This is a genomic window from Rheinheimera oceanensis (genome assembly GCF_018831085.1).
GTDB lineage: Bacteria > Pseudomonadota > Gammaproteobacteria > Enterobacterales > Alteromonadaceae > Alishewanella > Alishewanella oceanensis.
This window is the reverse complement of record NZ_JAGPNM010000005.1, coordinates 1-22,631: the sequence shown is the minus strand read 5'-3', so window position 1 is coordinate 22,631 and position 22,631 is coordinate 1. Positions and strand designations below refer to the sequence as shown.

Here is a 22,631-nt window from a genome sequence, read left to right as displayed (position 1 = left end):
AAGCAGGTGAGATGAACCGTCGCAACATAAGCACTATTAATGAAGAAGTTAAATTTAATGCTGAGCAGGAGCTGGTTTCTACCACAGATTTGCGCGGCGTTATCACCTATGCCAACCCGGCTTTTTGCAAGGTTGCAGGCTACAGCGAAGAAGAATTAGTGGGTAATAACCATAATCTTGTACGTCATCCTGACATGCCGGCAGCAGCTTTTGCTGATCTGTGGCACAAACTTAAGCAAGGCCAATCATGGCGTGGCCTGGTTAAAAACCGCTGTAAAGATGGCCGCTATTACTGGGTAGATGCCTTTGTTACACCAATTTACCAACAGGGCAAACTGGTGGGCTATCAGTCGGTACGGGTAAAACCCGATGCCGCCATGATAGAACGGGCCAATAAAAGTTATCCGGCCATAGCAGCCGGTAAAATTCCGTCAGACTGGCGCAGCCGCTTTGGCTTAAAGCGCCTGCTGGCAGCAACGTTTAGCCTGCTGCTGGCCGCTATTGGTGTTGCCAGCTTTGGCTGGCATTTTTTGCTGGCGTTACTGCTACCGCTGGTGTGGTTGCTTTGTTGTTACGACGAACTCTTTATCATTCCGGCGCAGTTACAACGGGCCAAAGCAAAATTCGACAGTGTATCGCGCTGGATATACTCCGGTTTTGGCCCTTACGGCATTGCTGATTTTCAGCAAAAAATGTCCCAGGCCAGGCTGCGTACGGTTTTAGGCCGCGCCACAGACAGTACAGCAGCACTGAGCATTATTGCTGAAACACAGGCTGAAGCTGTGCATATGACAGAACAAGGCATTCACCAACAACATGACCGCTTAAGCAGTATTGTTGCCGCCACGTCTCAGCTTTACGGCACAGTGCAGGATATTGCTGAGCGCACTCAGGACACACATCAACAGGTAAACGAAACGCACAAAATCTGTGAAGCCGCAAAAACCACCATGCAACACACAGCTAAAACAGTACAGCAACTGGCGACCGAAGTTCAGGGCGCCGCAGCAACAGCAGATGGCCTGGCTGTTGAAGCTGAGCGGATTGGTGTAGTAATGACGGAAATTCAGGGCATTGCTGATCAAACCAACCTGCTGGCATTAAATGCCGCCATTGAAGCGGCCCGTGCCGGTGAGCATGGCCGGGGCTTTGCAGTGGTGGCCGACGAAGTAAGGGCATTATCTTCGCGCACGCACAAAGCGACAGAGCAAATTAAACAATCGATAGGTGAAATTCAGCAAACCTTACTAAGCTGGGGCAAGGTTATGTTGCACAGCCGCCAACAAGTGGATATCTGCGTAACAGAAACCCAGCACAGCGAGCAGCAACTGGCCGAAATTTCACGCATGATTGATCATATTGCCCAACTGTCGTCGCAAATTACCACAGCCGCAACCCAGCAAGGTGTCGTGGCCAACGACGTGCAACAAAGCGTTGAACATATACAGCAAATTGCCCAAACTAACCTGAACAATATTCAGATAGTATCTGACAACAGTTCAGCCTTGCAGCAGCAAGCCGGCAAAATTGCAGATATGAATAAAAGCTTTGGTAAAAACAAAAACTCCGCCGCGGCGGAGTTTTTTAATGCATACGTTTTAACGTATTACTGGTTTACAGGCTCTTATTGTCGTCTTTGGCAGTAGCAGCAGAGTCTGTTGTCTTAGGCTCTTTGTCTGCATCGGCAAAGTCAGCGTCGTCAGAGTCCCCCAATACGTGCTCAAGTTTAAGTTTGCGCACACTGCGAATTGTCGTTACCGGGCCCGAGCAGGCATAAATAAAGAAAATACCAAACAGCATTTCTGCCGGGCGGGCGGCAATGACGACAAAAATCAGTACGACCATCAAAATGGTTAAAAAGGATACCCTGTCACGCCAGTTAAGATCTTTAAACGAGTTATAACGGAAATTACTAACCATCAGTAAACCGGTAACAATCGTCAGCAAGCCCACCAGATAACCTATATTGTCACCATCAACCTGATAAATACTGCCGCTCCATACCATACCGGCAATAATAGCTGCCGCAGCCGGACTGGCTAAGCCCTGAAAAAAGCGACCGTCGGTAACACCCAGATTGGCGTTAAAACGTGCAAGACGCAGTGCTGCGCAGGCAACATAAATAAAGGCCGCCAGCCAGCCGAACTTGCCGTACTCTGCAAGACCCCAATTGTAGGCAACCAGTGCAGGCGCAATACCAAACGACAACATATCAGACATACTGTCGTACTGGGCACCAAATTCACTTTGGGTATTGGTTAGCCGCGCCACCCTCCCATCCAGACCATCAAAAATCATCGCAATAAAAATGGCTACAGCGGCAGCTTCAAAGCGGCCGTTCATTGACGACACTATGGCAAAAAAACCAGAGAATAAGCCGCCCGTTGTCAGTAAATTAGGCAACAGGTAAATGCCCTTACGCGGGCTGGTATCATGTGTTTTTGACTCAGGCATAAAGCAACTTCTACGTTGTGGATTTACAAAGGATTATAAGGGACATACCTTAACATGGATAGCCTGAAGGCAAAAGTGGCCGCTTCTGCGGCCACTTTTATTCCGGCAAATACCAGATTAAACCTTACTGCTGACAACAAAACCGGTGCCGTTATGATCCAACAGTACTGTGCTTCCTGGCACTACATCGCCTTGCAGCAACGCTTGCGCCAGCGGGTTTTCCAGATACTGCTGAATAGCACGCTTCAGCGGCCGGGCACCATATAACGGGTCAAAACCTATTTCGGCCAGTTTATCCAGTGCCGCCTCAGTAATGCTAAAACGATACTGCCGTTCGGCCAGCCGCTGCTCCAGCCGCGCCAGCTGAATTTTGGCAATACTGCGAATTTGCACGTTATCCAGCGGATGAAACACTACGGTTTCGTCCAGCCGGTTTAAAAACTCCGGCCGGAACTGCTTACTTAGCACGCCCATCAGCATATCTTTCATCTGGCCGTAACTGTATTCACGGTAATGCTCCTGAATAAGATCCGATCCAAGATTCGACGTCATAATAATAACCGTGTTTTTAAAATCGACAGTACGGCCCTGGCTGTCGGTTAAGCGGCCATCATCAAGCACCTGCAGCAAAATATTAAATACATCCGGGTGCGCTTTCTCTACCTCGTCCAGCAGCACTACCGAATAGGGTTTACGCCGCACAGCTTCAGTTAAATAACCACCTTCTTCATAGCCGACATAGCCCGGCGGCGCACCAACCAAACGTGATACGGCATGTTTTTCCATAAACTCTGACATATCTATGCGCACCATCGCATCGGGGCTGTCAAACAAAAAGTTGGCCAGCGATTTGGTCAGCTCGGTTTTACCTACGCCGGTAGGGCCTAAAAACAGGAAAGAGCCTATCGGTTTATTTGGATCTGCCAGGCCAGCCCGCGAGCGGCGGATAGCATGTGACACGGCTGTCACGGCCTCATCCTGGCCGATAACTTTCTCATGCAGTGCCTGCTCCATACGCAGCAGTTTGTCGCGCTCGCCTTCGAGCATTTTACTCACCGGTATGCCGGTGGCTTTAGACAATACATCTGCAATTTCCTGCTCAGTCACTTTATTACGCAGCAAAGTATTTTCGTGCATTTCTGCCTGTGAGGCTAAATCGAGCTTTTTCTCCAGCTCCGGAATACGGCCATATTGCAGCTCAGACATGCGCTGTAAATCGCTGGCACGGCGGGCAACTTCTAAATCCAGCCGGGCTTGTTCAAGCTCGGTTTTTATATTTTGCGTACCTTGCAGCGCAGCCTTTTCCGACTCCCACACCTCGTCAAGTTCGTTGTAGTGGGCATCAAGCTCAACAATTTGCTCCTGAATAGCATCCCGGCGTTTTTTACTGCCTTCATCAGACTCTTTTGCCAACGCATTGTCTTCCAGCTTTAACTGAATAATACGCCGCTCCAGCCGATCTAATTCTTCTGGTTTAGAGTCCATTTGCATACGGATGCTGGATGCCGCTTCATCAATTAAATCAATAGCTTTATCTGGTAGTTGCCGGTCCGACACATAACGGTGCGACAAGGTAGCCGCTGCAACTATTGCCGGATCGGTAATTTCCACCGCGTGGTGAATTTCATAGCGCTCTTTTAAGCCCCGTAAAATAGCTATGGTATCTTCCACTGAAGGCTCTTCTACCAGCACTTTTTGAAAACGCCGTTCCAGTGCTGCATCTTTTTCAATATATTTGCGGTATTCATCCAAAGTAGTAGCGCCCAAGCAGTGCAGCTCGCCGCGCGCCAGTGCCGGTTTTAACATATTGCCGGCATCCATGGCGCCCTCTGCTTTACCGGCGCCCACCATGGTATGAATTTCATCAATAAATAAAATTACCTGGCCTTCTTCTTTTGCCAGTTCATTCAGTACCGCTTTTAGCCGCTCTTCAAACTCACCGCGGTATTTGGCACCGGCCAGTAAAGAGCCCATGTCCAGCGACAGTACGCGTTTATCTTTTAAGCCTTCGGGTACTTCTTTGTTGATAATACGCAGCGCCAAGCCTTCAACAATAGCGGTTTTACCCACGCCAGGTTCACCAATTAATACCGGATTATTTTTAGTGCGCCGTTGTAGTACCTGAATACAGCGGCGAATTTCCTCATCCCGGCCTATTACCGGATCCAGTTTACCGGCCTCAGCGCGGGCGGTTAAATCTATGGTGTATTTAGTTAATGCCTGGCGGGTATCTTCGGCATTAACATCGTCAACCTTCTGGCCACCGCGCATTTGTGTAATGGCGGTTTCTACATTTTCTTTGCTAACGCCGATTAAACGTAAAATTTTGCCCAGATCAGATTTATCTTCAGTTGCCGCTAACACGAACAGCTCACTGGAAATAAACTGGTCTTTGCGTTTTTGTGCCAGCTTATCGCACTGTTGCAACAATTGTGCAGTGGCTGATGATAGCTGCAGGTTAGCGCCCTCGCCTTCAACCCGCGGTAGCTTATCTATCGCCTGGCTGACCTTAGAGCGCAGTTCATTAAAATTAATCGCCAGCTTGTTTAACAGCTCACGTACCGTGCCACCTTCCTGATTTAACAGGGCAAACATCAGATGCACCGGCTCAATAAACTGCTGATCACGGCCAAGCGCCAGCGACTGCGCATCGGCTATCGCTTCCTGGAACTTACTGGTAAATTTTTCAAGACGCATTTCAGGCTCCTACAAGCACAACACTGTTGCGTTATAAGATTGGGCGTTATTGCTGCAAATTCAAGCAGACAAACGTCAAAAATTTGACTTAGATCAGACTAACCAGATTGAGCTGGCCATACGGCCGGTTTGGCCGTTACGCCGGTAGGAAAAAAACAACTCACTTTGCTGATAAGTGCAGTACCGGCCACCGTAAATATGCTGCACGCCACAGGCGTGCAACCGCTGTTTTGCCAGCAGATATAAATCAGCTTGCCACCTGTTATTATTGCCGCTGATAAAAGCCTGCTCCGCCTGCGCACTGTGATTAATAAAAGCAGCCCGTACCTCTGGCCCTACTTCAAATGCACTTTGGCTGATAGCCGGGCCAAGATACACCAGCACCTCATCCGGTTTACTAAAGTGTGCCAGTGTGGCTTCAATAACGCCATCACACAAGCCGCGCCAGCCAGCATGTACTGCGGCTACCTGAGTACCGGCGTTATCACACAATAATAACGGCAGGCAATCTGCTGTCATAACCGTGGCCACAACACCTTGCTCACAGGTTACACTGGCATCGGCGGTATCATCCGGTGCAGACACGCTACTAAGCACAGATACTGCTGTACCATGCACCTGATTTAACCAGACCGGTGCAGCTGGCATCTTTGCCAGCTGTTGGTAACGCCGGCGGTTTTCAGCAACCTGTTCTGCGTTATCGGCCACATGATTACCAAGATTTAAACTGGCATACACACCCGTTGAACAACCGCCGTTACGGGTGCTGCATACTGCCCGTACATTGGCAGGGGCTGGCCAGTCAGGCAGCAACAGCGGGCTGTCAGACATAATCCAGGCCGTGCTCAGCGGTATCGGCCCGCAGCGCTGCAGTTAACTGCACCATGTCATCCGGAATAGGCGCATGCCATTCCAGAAGCTCCAGCGTAATGGGGTGCGCCAGGCGCAACATTGCGGCGTGTAAAGCCTGGCGTCTGAAGTTGCGTAAAATACCCAGCAGATGTTCGTCAGCTTTGCGCGGCGGCCGTGGCCGGCCTGCATAAACAGGATCACCCACCAATGGATGATTTACGTAAGTCATATGCACACGGATTTGATGCGTACGGCCGGTTTCAAGCCGCAGGCGCAAACGGGTATGGGCCCGGTATTTTTCCATCACGCGAAAATGGGTAGTTGCAGGTTTACCTGACTGGCTTACCGCCATATGAGTACGTTTGGTGGGGTGGCGGCCTATCGGCTCGTCAATAGTTCCACCGCCTGTCATAGCACCATGGCATACGGCTTCATACTCACGGGTAATTTCACGCGCCTGCATGGCTTCTACTAAATGAGTTTGCGCCGGTATGGTTTTCGCTACCACCATTAAACCGGTGGTGTCTTTGTCCAGCCGATGGATAATACCGGCCCGCGGCACTTCCGCAATACCAGGGCAATGGTGCAGCAATGCATTTAACAAGGTGCCGTCAGCGTTACCGGCACCGGGATGAACTACCAGGCCAGCCGGTTTATTTAACACCAGAATATGTTCATCTTCGTAAACAATATTCAGGTCAATGGCTTCTGCTTCAAAACGCTCGTCTTCTGGTAGTTCAGCCAGAATATCGATAAGCTCTCCACCCAGCATTTTTTCGCGTGGCTTATTTTGCACTATGCCGTTAACCTTAACTGCGTCCGCCAGGATCCATTCTTTTATTCTGGAGCGGGAATAATCAGGGAACATTTCGGCCAGGACCTGATCTAATCGCTTACCAAAAAGATGGTCTGGTACAATTTCTGAAAGTTTTAGCTGTTTTGTCATAACGGAAGCAGTTATCCTGTGTGCAACCCCGGCAGGTCTGGGGTAGAATCGCAATAGCGTGTATTTTAGCGATTTTACGCCAGACTAGACAGCCATTTAGCTCAAGTAGTAACGGATTTTTAAATGAAAGCGAATTTTTTACTGATTTCTTTACTGGCATTAACCCTTACGGCCTGTGCCGGTAAACCGAAGGAAGCGGATACCAGTAATACGCAAACCGCACAAACTATGTATCAGCAAGCCAAAGAAGTATTAGATAACGGCTTGTACAACCGCGCTATCGAACTGTTAATGGCAGTAGAAAGCCGTTACCCGTTCGGGCCGCTGGCCAGGCAGGTACAGCTGGATTTGATCTATGCCCATTATCAGGCTGGCGATGTACAAAAAGCACTGGCAGGCATTGACCGTTTTATCCGCTTAAATCCGAACCATCCTGAGCTGGACTACGTTTACTACATGCGTGGCCTGAGCAATATGAAAGCGGATGAAAATGCACTGCATAATCTGCTGGGCATTGACCGCGCAGACCGGGATCTGGCCAGTACCCGCCAGGCGTTTGATGATTTTAAGTTACTGGTAAGCAGCTTTCCTAACAGCAAATACGCTGCTGAAGCCAAAAAGCGCATGTTAAGTATTAAAGATGCGCTGGCGCGGCATGAGCTGCTGGTAGCTGATTACTACATGCGCCGTGGCGCTTATCTGGCTGCAGCTAACCGTGGCAAATATATCGTTGAGTTTTACCGTGATTCGCCGTTAGTTGAACAGGCACTTGAAATTATGGTTGAAAGCTACGACAGGCTTGGCCTGAGCAAACTGAAAGACGACACTTATCAGGTGTTAAAGCTTAACTTTCCGCAAAATACCAAATTCTAAACCAGACAGCCCCGCCAGCGCGGGGCTTTTTTTGCACTAAATAGCCTCTAATGCCTCTGCCAGTTTACTAACCCCTATTACTTCCATACCGGCAATGGGTTCTTTCGGGCAGTTTGCCTGCGGCACTATCGCCCGTTTAAAACCATGCTTGGCCGCCTCACGTAAGCGTTCCTGACCACTTGGCACTGGCCTTATTTCGCCCGCCAGCCCTACTTCACCAAACACCACTAAATCGTTTGGTAGTGGCTTATCTCGAAAACTCGACACCAGCGCCAGCAAAGTGGCTAAATCGGCACTGGTCTCGTTTACTTTTACGCCGCCCACCACGTTAACAAACACATCCTGATCAGCCATTTGTATACCGGCGTGACGGTGCATAACAGCCAGTAACATCGATATACGGTTTTGCTCCATGCCCAGTGTTACACGGCGCGGGTTATTCAATGGTGAGTAATCGACCAGCCCTTGTATTTCTACCAACAACGGCCGGGTGCCTTCCCACAGCACCATAACAATACTGCCGGACTGATCTTCCTTACCGCGGGTTAAAAATATAGCAGACGGGTTTTTTACCTCTTTCATGCCCTGGCCGGTCATGGCAAATACGCCCAGCTCATTAACCGGGCCAAAACGGTTTTTGTTGCCACGCATAGTGCGGTAACGGTTATCACTGTCGCCGTCGAGCATTACCGAGCAATCAATGCAGTGTTCTAATACTTTGGGACCAGCCAGCGAGCCATCTTTAGTAACATGGCCTACCATAATAATGGCAATATGATGCTGCTTGGCAAAACGGGTTAAAAAGGCCGCACTTTCGCGCACCTGCGATACACTGCCGGGTGCCGACTGAATATCAGCTAAGTGCATTACCTGAATAGAATCAATAACCATAATGCGCGGCTTTTCCTGCTGCGCCAGCAGACAAATGGTTTCAACATTGGTTTCAGCCAGCATTTTCAGCGCATTGGTTGGTAAACCTAAACGTTGCGCCCGCATGGCAACCTGCTGTAAGGATTCTTCACCGGTAATATAAAGTGCACCGCCCTGCTGCGCCAGGCCGCACATAATTTGCAGCAATAAGGTACTTTTACCGGCACCGGGGTGGCCACCAATTAAAATAGCCGAGCCCGGCACTATGCCACCGCCCAGTACACGGTCAAACTCTGCAAAGCCACTGCTAAAACGTGGTACGTCCTGTAAGTCTACTTCATCCAGCCGCACTACTTTTGCTACCGCAGCCCCGGCATAACCTTCAAAGCGGGCATTTTTGCTGCTGGCGCTACCTAAGCGTACTTCACTAACGGTGTTCCAGGCTCCACATTCCGTACACTGGCCTTGCCAGCGCACAAAGTCAGCGCCGCAGTCACTGCAGACATAAGCGGTTTTTACTTTTGCCATAATTTATTTTCTCAAGCTAAATGAAAGGCATGGATATTGCTTTTCAGTTTGTAACAACGTAGCGTACTACAGATTATAACCCCAAGGTGCCGGTATTATGGCATTTAACCTGACTGAATTATGACAGCAGAAGATTTACAGGAATACGTCGGCATTATTGACCGCATGAAAAGCTTGCTGAACTCGGCAGACTTTGATCAGGTGTTTAGTTTATTGACGTCCGATATTCCTAAATCCAAACAGTTCCTGTTAAAAATGGAACTTAAACGCATGGCGCAGCCCTGCAATTATTTTATTGATTTACGCGGCCATGTTGATGGTGATGTTAAGCCTTACGAATATAAAGGCAAAACTCACTATATGGATAATAACGCCATTAAAGTGTTTGAAAACGGCCTGAAACAATACGGCGGTTATACGCTTGGTTTGTATGAAGAAGTACGTAATACCGAAAACAATTTTCGCGTAATGCACCGCAAAGAAACTGAAGAGCGGGTGAAAAACGCCCTGCAGCAATCTGCAAATGGTAAGCCGCGGGACGACGAGGAAGAACTGCCACCGCAAGTGGCCGATGTCATCGCCTTCGGCAGCTATACCACCCGCCGTGATGAGCGGATGAATTATGCTATTGAAGTTGAAATAGAGCTGAATAAACAGCGCATTACAGCCAGTACATCAGACTTATCGGTATCAGGCTGCAAGGTTAAATTAACCAAACCGCTAAAGGTTAATGCCGGTACCGAATTAAAACTCTATTTTACCGGCCTGGAGCAGGAGTTTATGCTCGGCCTGTCAGACGGTGTAATTTATAAAGTGGTTGATACGGAGTCGCAGAGCCAGAACCACTATTTGCGTCTGCAACGCTTGCAAGATGGTAATGAACAACAATTTGCCGACTTTTTGCAGAAATTTATCACCGGCAACAAACGCCGCTATAAAGTAAATCTCGACAACGTCTGCCACAGCATGCGCACCAAAGGTTATGAGCAATTTTACCTGCCACGCCTTAGCAGCCTGCCGGTCTTTATTGCGGTAAAAGACGGTCAGCCTATTCCTACCTTTGCTCTGACAACAGAGTACAACCGGGCTATCTGGCATTATTTTCTTGATGAGCAACATCAGGCTATTTTCGACAGCCTGCTGTCGGTAAAACGGTTGAAGCAACTGCTGCAACAGAGTAATGAGGAAAAATCGACTATTCTTTACTGCTTTACCCACGCCGCCAAAGGTAAGTTGTTTTTCTATTCTGCAACCAGTGAAGAGCTGGCCGCTTCTGACCAGCTAAAAGAATTATTTCTCGGTTTTGGTGCCAGCAAACCAAGCTGGCGGGTATTACACTGCAACTTACTGCGTACTGCTGCAAGCATGGCAGAAATGCCAGCGACAGTGCCAGAACAGTACGGGGTTAAAAAGCCAGCATCACAAGCGCCGCTGATAAAAGGCCTGCTACAGGACTTACGCTATATTGTTAACCTGACAGATATCAGCAGCACCGACAGCACTTTCTGGTATCAGAGTTATCCGGTGAACCAGCAACAACTTAAGCTGTTGGCTCAGTTTGGCCATAAAAAACGCCCCGGTATTCCTTCCTGTGAGGCCATACCGGTGCAATATGTCAACCTGCGCTCAGAATCACGCTATCTGTATAAAACATCGGTAATGGTAAAAGACCCACAAAACCAGACCGAGCTGAGTGGTCACAGCCGGGATTTTTCATCAAAAGGCCTACAGTTGGAAACCGCCTTACCGGTAAGGTTTAATAAAGGCGATATTGTCATGCTGCGTCTGCCTGATATGCAGAAAATAAGTGCCCGCTACAGCCTCAATGAGCTGCCGTATGAGGTAATGGCAGTAAGTAAAAGCCATACTATTATGAACCTGCGTGCAGCAGAAACAGATGAACCTCATGTCGGGCGTTTGTTTTTTCAGCAACTGATCCAAAGCAACCGCGCTAAACTGACACCGGCAGAAGAAAGCCCTAAGTATCCGGGCCTAGCGACAGCCTTGCGCAATATGTACCTTAATTCACAAAATAGTTTTGCACTGTTTTTACACCGCAAAGGTATTCGCTATGAAATTAATACTGTGGCCAAAGGTGGCACCAGCAACTGTCTGTATCAGTTATTGAATTTACACCACCAGCATAGCGATGCTATTGATTTGAATATGATTCTGCGCAATAACGCCGCCAGTCTGCAGTTTGCGCAACAACTTAAGCAGATGAAACGTTTTGACAACGCCAGAAGCTACGAGCTTTTTATCGCACTACCTGCCGACATTACTACCGGGACTATTGAAGCAAACTGTCACTACGATTACGAATTTAGCTCTGAGCAGAAAAAACAGCAATTTGTGCTGGATGCTTTGCAACAAGGTAGCCTGTTTTGTTTTCGTCTGACGCTATCCCGCACCGGCAGACCAGACACCGACTATATTGCCGCTGAAATGAACTATATAAGCGCTTATGCCATTCATAAAGCCAAACAACTGGAAGAAGAGTTATGGAGTGTGGCAGGTGTAATAGATATTATTGATATTTCAGAAGAAGTACCCTGGCGTTATGGGGCAGCGGTAGATCCTGTCAGCCATAAAGAGCAACAACAGCAATTAGTAATCCAGCTTCAACAACCAGTCACGTAATTGGGGGAAATGATCCTGCACAGCACCGGGGTGCGTCAGCATAGAAATATGGTCGTAATCCTGTTTATAGCCTGCAGAGCGGCCCAGTAAAGTGAAATGTGCCTGCGGTGCGGTTTCAGCAATAAAGGCTTTTACATCGTGCGGATGGCCTAGCAAACGGTCATTCTGCGCAGCAAAGTGCCACACCGGTGGCCACGTTGTGGTTTTACTGCTGTGGCCATAATCAAACTGATCGGTTAAATCAGTAAAAGCTGCACCGGCGATCCATTGCAGCGTATCCTGTAAAAACTGTTGCGGCTCATCATCGGCGCCCAAACGCCATTTGCGTGCCGGGAAATAACCGTACTTTTTACTCAACCAGGGTGCCAGCCTATTCCAGATCAGGTTAATTTTCAGCTTACGCTCCAGGCTTTGTATGCTGATCACCCTTTTACTGCCAAAACACACCTTAGCAGCCACTTTGGCTGTAAGCTGTGGAAAACGCGCCAGGCTGGCAGCGGCAACTACGCCTCCCCACGAGTGGGCAATCAGAATAACTTTTTGTTGATGCAACTGGTACACATGTTCGATTAACGCCGGAATATCGCGGGTGATCATTTGTTGCTGGCTTTGCGCAAACCCCTCTGACACATGCGGCTTTGATAAACCACGGCCGGCAAAATCAGCGCAATACACCATAAAACCATTATCAGCCAGATAACAACCCAGCCCCTTGCCAGACTGGCTGTAAAAAATACGGCCGTTTTCAATAGCGCCGTGCAGCATCAACACCGGTGCTATACCTTGCTGCATCGGCAACAAGCGGCGTAAATGCAGCTGGTATTGCTCTAAATCCAGATAAAGTGAACTCTGCTGGTGCTTCATGCTTTTAATCCAGCAGGTACAACAGCTGTAATAAAGAACCCTGCCGGATAGCTGCTTTAGCCTGTGCCTGTACTTTTGGCTTGGCGTGAAAAGCCACCCCCAACGCAGCAGCTTTAAGCATAGGTATATCGTTAGCTCCATCGCCGATAGCAACGGTTTGGCTTGCAGCAATGTTGTATTCAGCGGCAAGTTCGTTAACCACATGCGCTTTGGTATTAGCATCGACAATATCGCCCAGCACTTTGCCGGTTAACTTACCATTGGCAATGTCCAGCACGTTGGCAAAAGCAGCGGTTAAACCTAAACGCTGTTTTAACTCGTCGGTAAAATAGGTAAAACCTCCGGACGCAATAGCAATATGCCACTGATGTGCTTTTAAATACTGAACCAGCTCAGTTAACCCCGGCATTAAGGGCACGCCGGTTAACACCTGTTGCAAGATACTCTCATCTGCACCTTGCAACGCCGCTACGCGTGCTACCAGGCTTTGAGCAAAGTCCAGCTCGCCATTCATCGCCCGCGCAGTTACGGCTGCTACCTGCTCCCCCACCCCGGCCAGTTTGGCCAACTCGTCAATACATTCTATTTGTATGGCAGTAGAGTCCATGTCCATTACCAGCAAACCGGGTTTTGCCAGCACAGGGGCAGTTGGCAGGTATACCAGTTCAATATCTAACCCGGCTGCCAGCTCATTTAGCTGTTGCAGCTGTGCTGCTGTTAAAGCAGCTGGCAAAGCCAGCTCTACTGCTGCGCTAAGCTCAGGGTGAGGCTGATATAAACGACAAGCCAGTGTGGCTTCTGTAATCATCTGCATTACTTTATGCAGTGCAGCCCAGTTAAGCGCTTCGCCAAACAACCGCAGCACAGCCACCTGGGCTGGCAGCTCAAGCGTAAATTCCGCCGCATCAGGCAGTGCCAGGCTTTGCTTACTGTGTAGTAACAGCGTCTGTTGTTGCCACTTAAGCATGTAACGCTGATTAACCAAAAGCTGTTGTACCGGTGAGGCTACCGCTTGCTGCTGCGCTGGGATCTGATAAAAAAACGACACTGGATTACCTATACTTGGCGCTACAGCCGTGGCATGCTACGCGCATTAACGACTAGCTCAGCTGGCGCTTTATGGAAAATATGCAGAACGATATCCCAATACCGGACAGCACTTCAAGCACTATTAAGCTGTTACAAATTGCTATTGCTATTATTGGTATCTGGCTGTTGCTGCATAGCTGGGTGCTAACCCAACAGCAAGGTAAGCGTTTGTTGCAGCAGCAAAACAGCCAGTTAATGCAGGAAATGCTGACAGCGTTATCGCACACTGCGGCTTATTTAATAGAGAATGATCAACTTGATGGCCTGGAGCAGCTCACACAACACATTGCTGCCAGCCAGTATTTGCATGATGTGGTGGTGTATGACGCCAATGGTGTGCGCATGAGCTGGTCAGAAGGCAGTGCGCCGGCACGGCTGTTATATGGTCCGACGCAAACAGAGCAGTTGCAGGCGATGGTGCAAACCATTACTAAAGATCAGCAATTGTTAGGCTACATTAAACTGAGTTTACGGCTGGACGCATCTTTAACACCAATAAGCTTGTCATGGCAGCAAATGATGCAACAACTGCTGGCTATGTTGGTGTTAGCAGGTATTGTTGGCTTTATGCTACGCCGCGGTTTTTCACGCTTATCGCGTCAGTCGCTACGTTTACGCCGCGCTAAGTCTTAATACGTTAAGGCTGTTTTGCCATAGCACCTCTGCGATCTGCCCGCGTGGCTCCGGCCGCAGTTTGCAGAAGGTTTCAAACACCAGCGCCAGTTGTGCCGGGGTATTAATTTCGCCCTGAAAACCAGCCAGTGGCATCGCCGGTGCATCGGTTTCCAACACAAAGCTTTCAAGTGGCAGTTTTTGCACGGTTTTACGGGTTTTTTCTGCCCGCTCATAGGTAATAGTGCCGCCGATCCCCAGCTTAAAACCCAAATCGACAAAGGCCGTTGCCTGTTGCTGACTACCGGAAAAAGCATGCAAAATGCCGCCCGCTCTAAACTGCTGGCGTTTAAGCTCTGCCAGTAATTGCGGCTGGCTTTTACGATGATGCAGGATCACCGGCTTATTATGCTGTTTAGCCAGTGCCAATTGCGCAGTAAACAACTGTTGCTGCATAGCAAAGCTGTGCTCAGCCAACGCAAAATCCAGCCCAATCTCCCCTACGGCAATAATAGCGCGGCTATGTGCTGTTAGTTGGTTATCTAACGCGGTTACAGCATCAAGCGAGTGCGCGGCTGCCCACCACGGATGTATACCCAGCGCGATATGCCAGTTGGGTTGTTGTAGGTGTAAATCCAACAGGTTTTGCCAGGCAGATTGTTGCACGGCGGGGATAACTAAAGCTGTAACACCGGCTTGTTGTGCCTGTTGCCAGTAAAGAGCTTGCGCTACGGCAAGCTCGGGTAAATCGAGGTGACAATGGGTATCAAACAGCTTAACCCTAGCTGGCATGTCGCGGGTTACGGGCATAACCTGTCGATATTCCAGCGGTTATCCGCAGTTTTGCTGTACATAAAACGATCGTGCAGCCGGTGCTCGCCACCCTGCCAGAATTCAATTTTATGCGGCCGTACTAAAAAGCCCCCCCAGAATGACGGTACAGGCACTTCGCCGTGTGCAAATTTGTGCTTTATTTCAGCAAATTTTTGCATCAGCGCCTGACGGGTAGACACCGGCCGGCTTTGCTCTGACGCCCAGGCAGCCAGCTGGCTTTCTTGAGGCCGGGATAAAAAATACTTCATCACCTGCGTATTCGATACCCGCTCTGCCGTGCCGTACACTATTACCTGCCGCTCCAACGGGTGCCAGGGGAAATGCAAACACACCTTAGCGTTACCGGCAAGCTCAGTGGCTTTGCGGCTGCCCAGGTTAGTGTAAAAGGTAAAGCCTTCAGTATTCACATCTTTTAACAGCACCAAGCGCTGTGATGGCTGGCCGGTGCTGTCAACCGTTGCAACACACATGGCGGTAGGATCGGGCAATTCGGCCGCTATGGCGTCTTTTAACCATAACTCAAACTGGGCTATCGGATCCTGATTTAATTTATCCAGATCCAGCTTATCTTTGGTGTAACTGCGGCGAATTGCGTCGATTTTCATGTTTACATGCGCTCCATAACCTCAATACCCAGCAAGTCCAGGCCTTGTTTAAGCATACGCGAGCTCATAATACTCAGCATTAAACGGCTGTCACGCACGGCCGGTTCAATGCCGTCTTTTAACATCGGGCAAGCTTCATAAAAGGTCATATACAAACTGGCCAGTTCATACAGGTAATTACACAGCAGGTTTGGCTGAGCGTCTTTTATCACCTGTTGCAGTGTTTCTTCAAACCGCAGCAGTTTAACGGCTAACTGCTTTTCCTGTTCTTCAGCCAGACTTAATGTGGCACTAAAACTATCGGTGATCTCAGCCCGGCGTAAAATGCTGCGCACCCGGGTGTAAGCGTATTGCAGATAAGGCGCGGTGGCACCTTCAAAGCTTAGCATCGCATCCCAGCTGAAAATATAGTCGCTGGTACGGTTTTTCGACAAATCGGCGAATTTCACCGCACCAATACCCACTTTACGTGCTACTTCAGCAATCTCTTGCTCTGACAATTCAGAAGCTTTTTCCTGCACCACAGCTTTGGCACGTACCACAGCTTCTTCCAGTAGCTCAGCCAGTTTGACGGTGCCGCCGGTACGGGTTTTAAATGGCTTGCCATCTTCGCCCATCATAGTGCCAAACGGGCAATGATCGTAAGCAGTTGCGTCTCGCAGATAACCAGCTTTACGTGCGACCAGCTCAACCTGTTTAAAGTGCAGTGCCTGGCGCGCATCGGTAAAAATAATCACCCGGTCAGCCTGTAAAGTATGGCTGCGGTATTGGCAAGCGGCTAAATCGGTGGTGGAATACAAAAAGCCACCACCGGTTTTTTGAATAATAAAGGGCGACGGATTGCCTTCTTTATCCGCCAACTCCTGTAAAAACACCACCAGTGCTCCCTGATCCTCCACCGCCAGTGTTTTTGCTTTTAAATCATCCACTATCGTCTGCAGCATGTTGTTATAAGCACTTTCCGGCTTGATATCGGCATCGGTCAGGGTAACATTCAGCTTTTGATACACCTCGTTACTGTGTTTTACCGAGGTATCAATAAACAGCTGCCACAGCTTCTGGCAATGGCTATCACCGCTTTGCAGCTTAACCACATAGTCACGCGATTTATCAGCAAAGCCTGCTTCATCGTCAAAGCGTTTTTTTGCTTCACGGTAGAAGTCTTCCAGATCGGCTAGTGCTACCTGTTCTAAGTCGATGCCAGCAGCCAGTTTATCTTCCAAATGCGCAATCAGCATCCCAAACTGGGTGCCCCAATCGCCCATATGATTTTGCCGGATAACTTTATCGCCCCAGAATTCCAGCGTGCGCACCACGGCATCACCAATAATGGTTGAGCGCAAATGGCCTACGTGCATTTCTTTGGCTAAATTAGGTGCTGAGTAATCAACGACTACCGTTTGCGGTGCAGTATTTGCTGTAACACCGAAACGGGCATCCGCACCAGCATGTTGTAACTGCTTAGCCAACCAGCCTTTGTTTAATGTAACGTTGATAAACCCGGGGCCGGCAATCTCAGCTTTGTCGGCAATACCGGTAAGATCCAGCTTTTGCACTAATTGTTCAGCCAACTGCCGCGGGTTCATCTTCAGCAGCTTGGCGGCGGCCATAGCGCCGTTGATCTGATAATCACCAAACTCCTGCTTGGTGCTTATAGTAACAGCGGCATTGGTGTCGGCAGGTAAGCCCAATGCAACAAAAGCAGCCTGAGTTTTTTCGGTTAATAAATGCTTAATATTCATGCGCCCAGCCTGTTAGTGTTCACGGGTTTTGTGGAATTTAATTTTCGGGTAACGCTCTATCGCCAGATTCAGGTTTACCATGGTGGGTGCGATATAAGTCAAAGCATCACCACCATCCAGCGCTAAATTCTGGCTGGCTTTGTTTTTAAACTCGTCCAGCGCTTTGGCATCATCACTGTATACCCAGCGCGCAGTAGATACGTTAACCGCCTCGTACAAAGCATCAACGTTATATTCCGATTTAAGCCGGTGTACTACCACGTCAAACTGCAGCACACCTACAGCGCCCACAATCAGATCGTTATTATCCAGCGGACGAAATACCTGCACTGCCCCCTCTTCAGATAGTTGCACCAGCCCTTTTAGCAACTGCTTTTGCTTTAACGGGTCACGCAGGCGGATACGGCGGAATAGCTCAGGCGCAAAGTTCGGAATGCCGGTAAACTGCATATTTTCACCGGTGGTAAAAGTATCACCAATCTTAATAGTGCCATGGTTATGCAAGCCAATAATGTCGCCGGGGTAAGCTTCTTCCAGATGCTCACGATCGCCGGCTAAAAAGGTTAAAGCTTGTGGAATTAACACATCTTTACCTATACGCACATGGCGCACCTTCATGCCTTTTTCGTACTTACCCGACACTATGCGCAAAAATGCCACCCGATCGCGATGCTTAGGGTCCATATTCGCCTGAATTTTAAATACAAAGCCGCTAAAACCAGTCTCAACAGGCTCCACAGTACGGCTATCGGTAGCACGCGGTTGCGGTGTTGGCGCCCACTGCGTTAAACCATCCAGCATATGGTCGACACCAAAATTACCCAGGGCAGTACCAAAGAATACCGGTGTTAACTCACCTTTTAAAAACAGCTCGCGGTCAAACTCATGGCTGGCGCCCTGCACCAGTTCCATTTCATCACGCAGCTGCTGGGCATAATAACCAATGCGTTTATCCAGCTCAGGGTTGTCAATACCCTTGATAATATCTACGTCCTGAATGGTATGGCCCATACCGGATTTATAAAAAATCACTTCATCACGCAAAATATGGTACACGCCTTTAAACTCTTTCCCCGACGCAATCGGCCAGGTAATAGGTGCGCACGCAATTTTCAATACGCTTTCGACTTCATCTAACAAATCAACCGGGTCACGGATATCGCGGTCCATTTTGTTCATAAAAGTGATAATAGGCGTATCACGTAAGCGGGTAACTTCCATCAGCTTAATAGTGCGGTCTTCAACACCCTTGGCACCGTCAATCACCATCAGGCAAGAGTCTACCGCGGTTAAAGTACGGTAAGTGTCTTCCGAGAAATCTTCGTGACCGGGCGTATCCAGCAGGTTTACCAGGCAATCGTTATAAGGAAATTGCATTACGGAGGTGGTAACCGAAATACCGCGCTCTTTTTCCATTTCCATCCAGTCGGAGGTGGCATACTGGCCGGACTTTTTACCTTTCACGGTACCGGCTTTTTGGATCAGATGTCCGAATAGCAATACCTTTTCGGTAATGGTGGTTTTACCGGCATCAGGGTGCGAAATAATCGCAAAGGTGCGGCGGCTGTTTACTTCGGCTAAAAAGTTATCTGTGCTCATAATATCCAATAGTGTGTCACCGCAGGCGTCCGGCTACGGTGCAGGGCTAAAACCCAAAAGTAAATGATAATGCGCGCGATTATAGCAGCTTGGATAGCGCGGGCACAGAGTGCAAATGCGCTGCCGTACTACAGAATACAACACATCAGCAGTGCATCTTCTTTACCCTGGCTACTGACATAATAGCCTTTGCGTAAGCCTGTTTGCGTAAAGCCGTAGCGCTGATACAGGGTAATAGCATTTAAATTACTGCTACGTACTTCCAAAAAAACCTCGGTTGCTCCTCTGGCGCGCCCTTCCTGCAAAAAGTGCTGCATCAGACTGCGGCCATAACCTTTGCCCTGCTCTGTTGGTGCAACGCAAATATTAAACAGCTCTAACTGCTCTAAAATTAGCTGGGCAATATAAAACCCGACAATATTGCCGGTGTGGTCCACGAGTTTATAACTGAAGTAACTATCAGCAAAGCTGCTATCAAAGGCAGCTTCAGTCCAGGGGTAAGTGTTGGCTGCCTGTTCAATACGCGAAATTTCTGCGATATCAGCGCGGCTTAACAGCTCAAATTTGTTCATAACTACTTAGCAGTGCCCATAAGGCCTTTTTCTGTTCCGGTTGCTGTAACGCAAGCAACGGTGGGGTTAGCAGCTGATATTGAAGGATCTTGCTTTGCGCAGTGTCAGGGGCAATTTGCCAGTTCAGGCCGTCAGCTAAAGCTGCGGCAATATCCTGTGCTAATAGCTGGCTAAGATCCGGCGCTACGCTCTGTGATTCAATCTTCAGTGAGGTAATATTACTTGACGAGCTTTGCACTGATTCGCTTTCTGCTGCTGGCAATGGCTCAGTAGCAAAAACGTCAGTTAATTTCACCGGTGTTATCTGCAAAACTTTCAGCAGTTGTTGCTGAGAATAGGAATATGTTGTCATAAGGAAAAGTGGCAGGGGCAGAGGGATTCGAACCCCCAACCATCGGTTTTGGAGACCGCTGTTCTACCAATTGGAACTATGCCCCTGTAGCTGGTCGCGCCATTATACAAAAGCGGCTTCAAAGGTAAAGCGAAAAGCTGTGCTATTACATTCAACTGCATATAAAACGAGCATTCAGGGCTTAATCAGGTATTTAGCCTAACATAAAGCCCGGCAGTCTGCCTACCGGGCTGCGTAATACTAGTTGCCGGCTTTTTGCCGGTACTTTTCAAACCAGTGAATAATATACGCTGGCTTGGCCATTAAATTACTGGGCCGGGTATGCAGTGCATGCGATGCGCCAGGCACCCGCACCATAGCCGTATCAATGCCGCGTAATTGCAGCGCCTGATAATATTGCTCAGTTTCCGAGATTGGCGTGCGATGATCGCTCTCACCGGTAAACAGCATTGTTGGCGTTTTTACTTTGCCAACATGCGCAATCGGCGAGTGCTTTAAGTAATGCTCCGGCATCTCCCATGGCAGGCCCGGAAACCAATACTGGCTGAAATAACTGTACATATCTGCATTTAACACAAAGCTAAACCAGTTAATTACCGGGTTTACTGCCACAGCAGCGGCAAAACGATCGGTATGAGCAATACTCCAGGTAGTTAATACACCACCACCGCTACCACCGGTAATAAACAGCTCTTTATCATTGATAAAACCTTTTGCCAATACTGCATCTACTCCATCCATCAGATCATTAAAATCCTGACTGGGGTAATTATGGTGAATAAGGTTAGCAAAATCCTCACCATAGCTGGTGCTACCACGCGGGTTGGTATACAGCACCACATAGCCTTGCGCCGCCATCAGCTGCAGCTCCATGGCAAAATGCGGCCCGTAAGCGGTATGCGGGCCGCCGTGGATCTCAAGAATAAGCGGATACTTTTTACTGGCATCAAATTCTGGTGGATAAATAATCCAGCCATGCAGTTTGCGTTTATCAACCGAAGAGCTGTACCAAAACTCTTCAACTTTACCAATATCGCGGGCAAACAGCAGATCTGCGTTTAAATCAGTTAATCTTTGTTTGTTACGCTTATTAATAACCGCCAATTCAGCCGGGCGCTGCGTACTCATTTGTGTATAAGCAATCAACCCATTGCTGGCTGCGGCAAACTGACCACCGCTATAGGGACGGCTGTAAGAGCCCCCCCCCAGATCATCAGCCAATATAGTTCGTTTGCCAGACAATGGCTGTTCTGCCAATATGCCTTTACCTTCGCTGTCGTAAGAAACATAAAGCGCTTTGCTGTTAGCTAACCACTGAAAATCATCAATGGCCCTATCCAGATCTTCCGTTAGGTTACGGATATTGCTGCCATCAGAATTCATCACATATAGCCGGTTTGCCTGATGGGCCAGCTTACGATCATCATAACCGACATAGGCGATAAGTTTACCGTCAGGCGATACTGCCGGGCGTGAATCAGGTCCGTTACGATCAGTTAATTGCGTCAGTTTGCGATCTGCCAGTGTAAGCCGGAATATCTCGCTGTTAACTGGTTGAGATTGCCAGTTATCATGCCGGTTGGCAGAGAAATACAATGCTTTGCTATCTTTTGACCAACTCAGGGCACCGCCATGATTAAAATCACCTTCGGTCAGCTGAATAGCTGAACCACCATCAGCCGCCATAATATAAATATGCTGATAGCCGGCTTTCAGATAGCCTGCGCCATCAGCACGATACTGTTTATTATCAATATAAATTGGCGATTTGGCCCAGTCAGCGTTTTCCGGCTTACCTGGCAAAGAAACCGGCGCCTTAACCTGCTTAGGAGTAAACATGGTAAATGCCAGCCATTTACCATCCGGTGACCAGCTCAGATTGGCCGGGTTGTGTTGTAACTGGCCTAATTGTGAAGAGCGACCACTATCAAGCCATTTAACATGGATTTGGCCATTGGCGATATACGCCAGCCGGTTATTATCCGGCGCCCAGCGCGGAGATGCTGCGTTTATATCTTTGTCGGTTAACGCCTGTAACATCTTGCCATCGGCAGAGCTTAACCATAACGTCATACGACGCCGATCAGTTTGCCGGTCCATCCAGTTACGCACAAACACAATTTGTTCGCCTTTGGCATCAGGCTGTGGATCTGATACAAACTCCAGCTCAAATACATCGTCATATTGCAGTGCTTTAGCAGCTGCCACGGCACTGCTTGTTGTTAACAGCAATAATGCGGTTAAACACAAACCGTTGGTTATATGCTTTAGATTCATCTTGGTATCCGATTTTATAGTTATAGATGCCATTTGATACTAACCGAATAACAGAGCGGGATTAAACGCTTTCGTCAAAGTGAAAGTTCTGAGAGACAAAAAGCAAAAAGGCCTACCGGTTAGGGTAGGCCTTTTGCTTGAATTGGGCGCCTGGCGGTGAACTACTCTCGCATGGCGAATGCCACACTACCATCGTCGCAGCTGCGTTTCACTTCTGAGTTCGGA

The 22,631-nt window shown here is 48.7% G+C and carries 18 protein-coding genes and 1 tRNA gene; 4 read left to right on the top strand and 15 right to left on the bottom strand.

What is annotated here, in order from left to right:
* The first annotated feature begins 11 nt into the window (after positions 1-11).
* Positions 12-1,646, top strand: a complete 1,635-nt coding sequence (locus J3B89_RS11990; RefSeq protein ID WP_215397800.1) for a methyl-accepting chemotaxis protein — start codon at positions 12-14, stop codon at positions 1,644-1,646.
* On the opposite strand, the gene pssA is transcribed toward J3B89_RS11990, so the two are convergent.
* The 4 genes from pssA to rluD all read right to left on the bottom strand — a co-directional run bounded on the left by pssA (position 1,615) and on the right by rluD (position 6,949).
* Positions 1,615-2,454, bottom strand: coding sequence for a CDP-diacylglycerol--serine O-phosphatidyltransferase (gene pssA, locus J3B89_RS11985; RefSeq protein ID WP_251372390.1), 840 nt, complete (start codon positions 2,452-2,454; stop codon positions 1,615-1,617). The two genes, J3B89_RS11990 and pssA, sit on opposite strands and share 32 nt — an antisense overlap.
* A gap of 117 nt (positions 2,455-2,571) precedes the next feature.
* Positions 2,572-5,151: an ATP-dependent chaperone ClpB gene (clpB, locus tag J3B89_RS11980; RefSeq protein ID WP_215397799.1), complete on the bottom strand. Its 2,580-nt coding sequence runs from the start codon at positions 5,149-5,151 to the stop codon at positions 2,572-2,574.
* Positions 5,152-5,244: 93 nt separating this feature from the next.
* On the bottom strand, positions 5,245-5,982 hold the full coding sequence (gene pgeF / locus J3B89_RS11975; RefSeq protein WP_215397797.1) for a peptidoglycan editing factor PgeF: 738 nt from the start codon (positions 5,980-5,982) through the stop codon (positions 5,245-5,247).
* Positions 5,975-6,949: a 23S rRNA pseudouridine(1911/1915/1917) synthase RluD gene (gene rluD, locus J3B89_RS11970; protein ID WP_215397796.1), complete on the bottom strand. Its 975-nt coding sequence runs from the start codon at positions 6,947-6,949 to the stop codon at positions 5,975-5,977. The genes pgeF and rluD overlap by 8 nt, the downstream gene beginning before the upstream one ends.
* Positions 6,950-7,072: 123 nt before the next feature.
* Between rluD and J3B89_RS11965 the strand changes: the two genes are divergently transcribed.
* Positions 7,073-7,822, top strand: coding sequence for an outer membrane protein assembly factor BamD (locus tag J3B89_RS11965; RefSeq protein ID WP_215397795.1), 750 nt, complete (start codon positions 7,073-7,075; stop codon positions 7,820-7,822).
* Between the two features lie 36 nt (positions 7,823-7,858).
* On the opposite strand, the gene radA is transcribed toward J3B89_RS11965, so the two are convergent.
* The gene (gene radA, locus J3B89_RS11960; RefSeq protein WP_215397794.1) at positions 7,859-9,220 is read right to left on the bottom strand and encodes a DNA repair protein RadA; all 1,362 of its coding nucleotides are present in this window, start codon (positions 9,218-9,220) and stop codon (positions 7,859-7,861) included.
* A 120-nt stretch (positions 9,221-9,340) separates the two neighbouring features.
* Between radA and J3B89_RS11955 the strand changes: the two genes are divergently transcribed.
* The gene (locus J3B89_RS11955) at positions 9,341-11,860 is read left to right on the top strand and encodes a PilZ domain-containing protein (RefSeq protein ID WP_215397793.1); all 2,520 of its coding nucleotides are present in this window, start codon (positions 9,341-9,343) and stop codon (positions 11,858-11,860) included.
* On the opposite strand, the gene J3B89_RS11950 is transcribed toward J3B89_RS11955, so the two are convergent.
* Entirely contained in the window at positions 11,828-12,724 is an 897-nt protein-coding gene (locus J3B89_RS11950; RefSeq protein ID WP_215397792.1) for an alpha/beta fold hydrolase, read from the bottom strand. The genes J3B89_RS11955 and J3B89_RS11950 overlap by 33 nt on opposite strands.
* 4 nt (positions 12,725-12,728) lie before the next feature.
* Entirely contained in the window at positions 12,729-13,772 is a 1,044-nt protein-coding gene (gene serB / locus J3B89_RS21215) for a phosphoserine phosphatase SerB (RefSeq protein ID WP_349814217.1), read from the bottom strand.
* 71 nt (positions 13,773-13,843) lie between these two features.
* Between serB and J3B89_RS11940 the strand changes: the two genes are divergently transcribed.
* Positions 13,844-14,446, top strand: coding sequence for an AhpA/YtjB family protein (locus J3B89_RS11940; RefSeq protein WP_215397791.1), 603 nt, complete (start codon positions 13,844-13,846; stop codon positions 14,444-14,446).
* On the opposite strand, the gene J3B89_RS11935 is transcribed toward J3B89_RS11940, so the two are convergent.
* From J3B89_RS11935 to J3B89_RS11900, 8 genes are all read right to left on the bottom strand, one after another.
* Positions 14,426-15,235 (bottom strand): TatD family hydrolase, encoded by an 810-nt coding sequence (locus tag J3B89_RS11935; protein ID WP_215397790.1) that lies wholly within the window; start codon positions 15,233-15,235, stop codon positions 14,426-14,428. The two genes, J3B89_RS11940 and J3B89_RS11935, sit on opposite strands and share 21 nt — an antisense overlap.
* Positions 15,226-15,864, bottom strand: a complete 639-nt coding sequence (gene pdxH, locus J3B89_RS11930) for a pyridoxamine 5'-phosphate oxidase (protein ID WP_215397789.1) — start codon at positions 15,862-15,864, stop codon at positions 15,226-15,228. The genes J3B89_RS11935 and pdxH overlap by 10 nt, the downstream gene beginning before the upstream one ends.
* A 2-nt stretch (positions 15,865-15,866) precedes the next feature.
* Positions 15,867-17,606: an arginine--tRNA ligase gene (gene argS / locus J3B89_RS11925; protein WP_215397788.1), complete on the bottom strand. Its 1,740-nt coding sequence runs from the start codon at positions 17,604-17,606 to the stop codon at positions 15,867-15,869.
* 12 nt (positions 17,607-17,618) lie between these two features.
* Complete coding sequence (prfC, locus tag J3B89_RS11920; RefSeq protein ID WP_215397787.1) at positions 17,619-19,205, bottom strand: peptide chain release factor 3; 1,587 nt, start codon at positions 19,203-19,205, stop codon at positions 17,619-17,621.
* Positions 19,206-19,333: 128 nt separating this feature from the next.
* The gene (rimI, locus tag J3B89_RS11915) at positions 19,334-19,777 is read right to left on the bottom strand and encodes a ribosomal protein S18-alanine N-acetyltransferase (RefSeq protein WP_215397786.1); all 444 of its coding nucleotides are present in this window, start codon (positions 19,775-19,777) and stop codon (positions 19,334-19,336) included.
* Positions 19,764-20,129 (bottom strand): hypothetical protein, encoded by a 366-nt coding sequence (locus J3B89_RS11910; protein ID WP_215397785.1) that lies wholly within the window; start codon positions 20,127-20,129, stop codon positions 19,764-19,766. The genes rimI and J3B89_RS11910 overlap by 14 nt, the downstream gene beginning before the upstream one ends.
* 9 nt (positions 20,130-20,138) lie before the next feature.
* Positions 20,139-20,215 (bottom strand) — tRNA-Trp (locus J3B89_RS11905).
* Positions 20,216-20,369: 154 nt separating this feature from the next.
* Positions 20,370-22,406, bottom strand: coding sequence for an alpha/beta hydrolase family protein (locus tag J3B89_RS11900; RefSeq protein WP_215397784.1), 2,037 nt, complete (start codon positions 22,404-22,406; stop codon positions 20,370-20,372).
* Positions 22,407-22,631 lie beyond the last annotated feature (225 nt).

What these genes read in the sequence shown, in the direction of transcription:
- clpB (WP_215397799.1), bottom strand. Translation starts at nt 5,151, where the DNA reads ATGCGTCTTGAAAAATTTACCAGTAAGTTCCAGGAAGCGATAGCCGAT.
- pssA (WP_251372390.1), bottom strand. Translation starts at nt 2,454, where the DNA reads ATGCCTGAGTCAAAAACACATGATACCAGCCCGCGTAAGGGCATTTAC.
- rimI (WP_215397786.1), bottom strand. Translation starts at nt 19,777, where the DNA reads ATGAACAAATTTGAGCTGTTAAGCCGCGCTGATATCGCAGAAATTTCG.
- rluD (WP_215397796.1), bottom strand. Translation starts at nt 6,949, where the DNA reads ATGACAAAACAGCTAAAACTTTCAGAAATTGTACCAGACCATCTTTTT.
- pgeF (WP_215397797.1), bottom strand. Translation starts at nt 5,982, where the DNA reads ATGTCTGACAGCCCGCTGTTGCTGCCTGACTGGCCAGCCCCTGCCAAT.
- J3B89_RS11935 (WP_215397790.1), bottom strand. Translation starts at nt 15,235, where the DNA reads ATGCCCGTAACCCGCGACATGCCAGCTAGGGTTAAGCTGTTTGATACC.
- radA (WP_215397794.1), bottom strand. Translation starts at nt 9,220, where the DNA reads ATGGCAAAAGTAAAAACCGCTTATGTCTGCAGTGACTGCGGCGCTGAC.
- argS (WP_215397788.1), bottom strand. Translation starts at nt 17,606, where the DNA reads ATGAATATTAAGCATTTATTAACCGAAAAAACTCAGGCTGCTTTTGTT.
- J3B89_RS11955 (WP_215397793.1), top strand. Translation starts at nt 9,341, where the DNA reads ATGACAGCAGAAGATTTACAGGAATACGTCGGCATTATTGACCGCATG.
- prfC (WP_215397787.1), bottom strand. Translation starts at nt 19,205, where the DNA reads ATGAGCACAGATAACTTTTTAGCCGAAGTAAACAGCCGCCGCACCTTT.
- J3B89_RS11940 (WP_215397791.1), top strand. Translation starts at nt 13,844, where the DNA reads ATGGAAAATATGCAGAACGATATCCCAATACCGGACAGCACTTCAAGC.
- J3B89_RS11950 (WP_215397792.1), bottom strand. Translation starts at nt 12,724, where the DNA reads ATGAAGCACCAGCAGAGTTCACTTTATCTGGATTTAGAGCAATACCAG.
- J3B89_RS11965 (WP_215397795.1), top strand. Translation starts at nt 7,073, where the DNA reads ATGAAAGCGAATTTTTTACTGATTTCTTTACTGGCATTAACCCTTACG.
- J3B89_RS11910 (WP_215397785.1), bottom strand. Translation starts at nt 20,129, where the DNA reads ATGACAACATATTCCTATTCTCAGCAACAACTGCTGAAAGTTTTGCAG.
- J3B89_RS11990 (WP_215397800.1), top strand. Translation starts at nt 12, where the DNA reads ATGAACCGTCGCAACATAAGCACTATTAATGAAGAAGTTAAATTTAAT.
- J3B89_RS11900 (WP_215397784.1), bottom strand. Translation starts at nt 22,406, where the DNA reads ATGAATCTAAAGCATATAACCAACGGTTTGTGTTTAACCGCATTATTG.
- pdxH (WP_215397789.1), bottom strand. Translation starts at nt 15,864, where the DNA reads ATGAAAATCGACGCAATTCGCCGCAGTTACACCAAAGATAAGCTGGAT.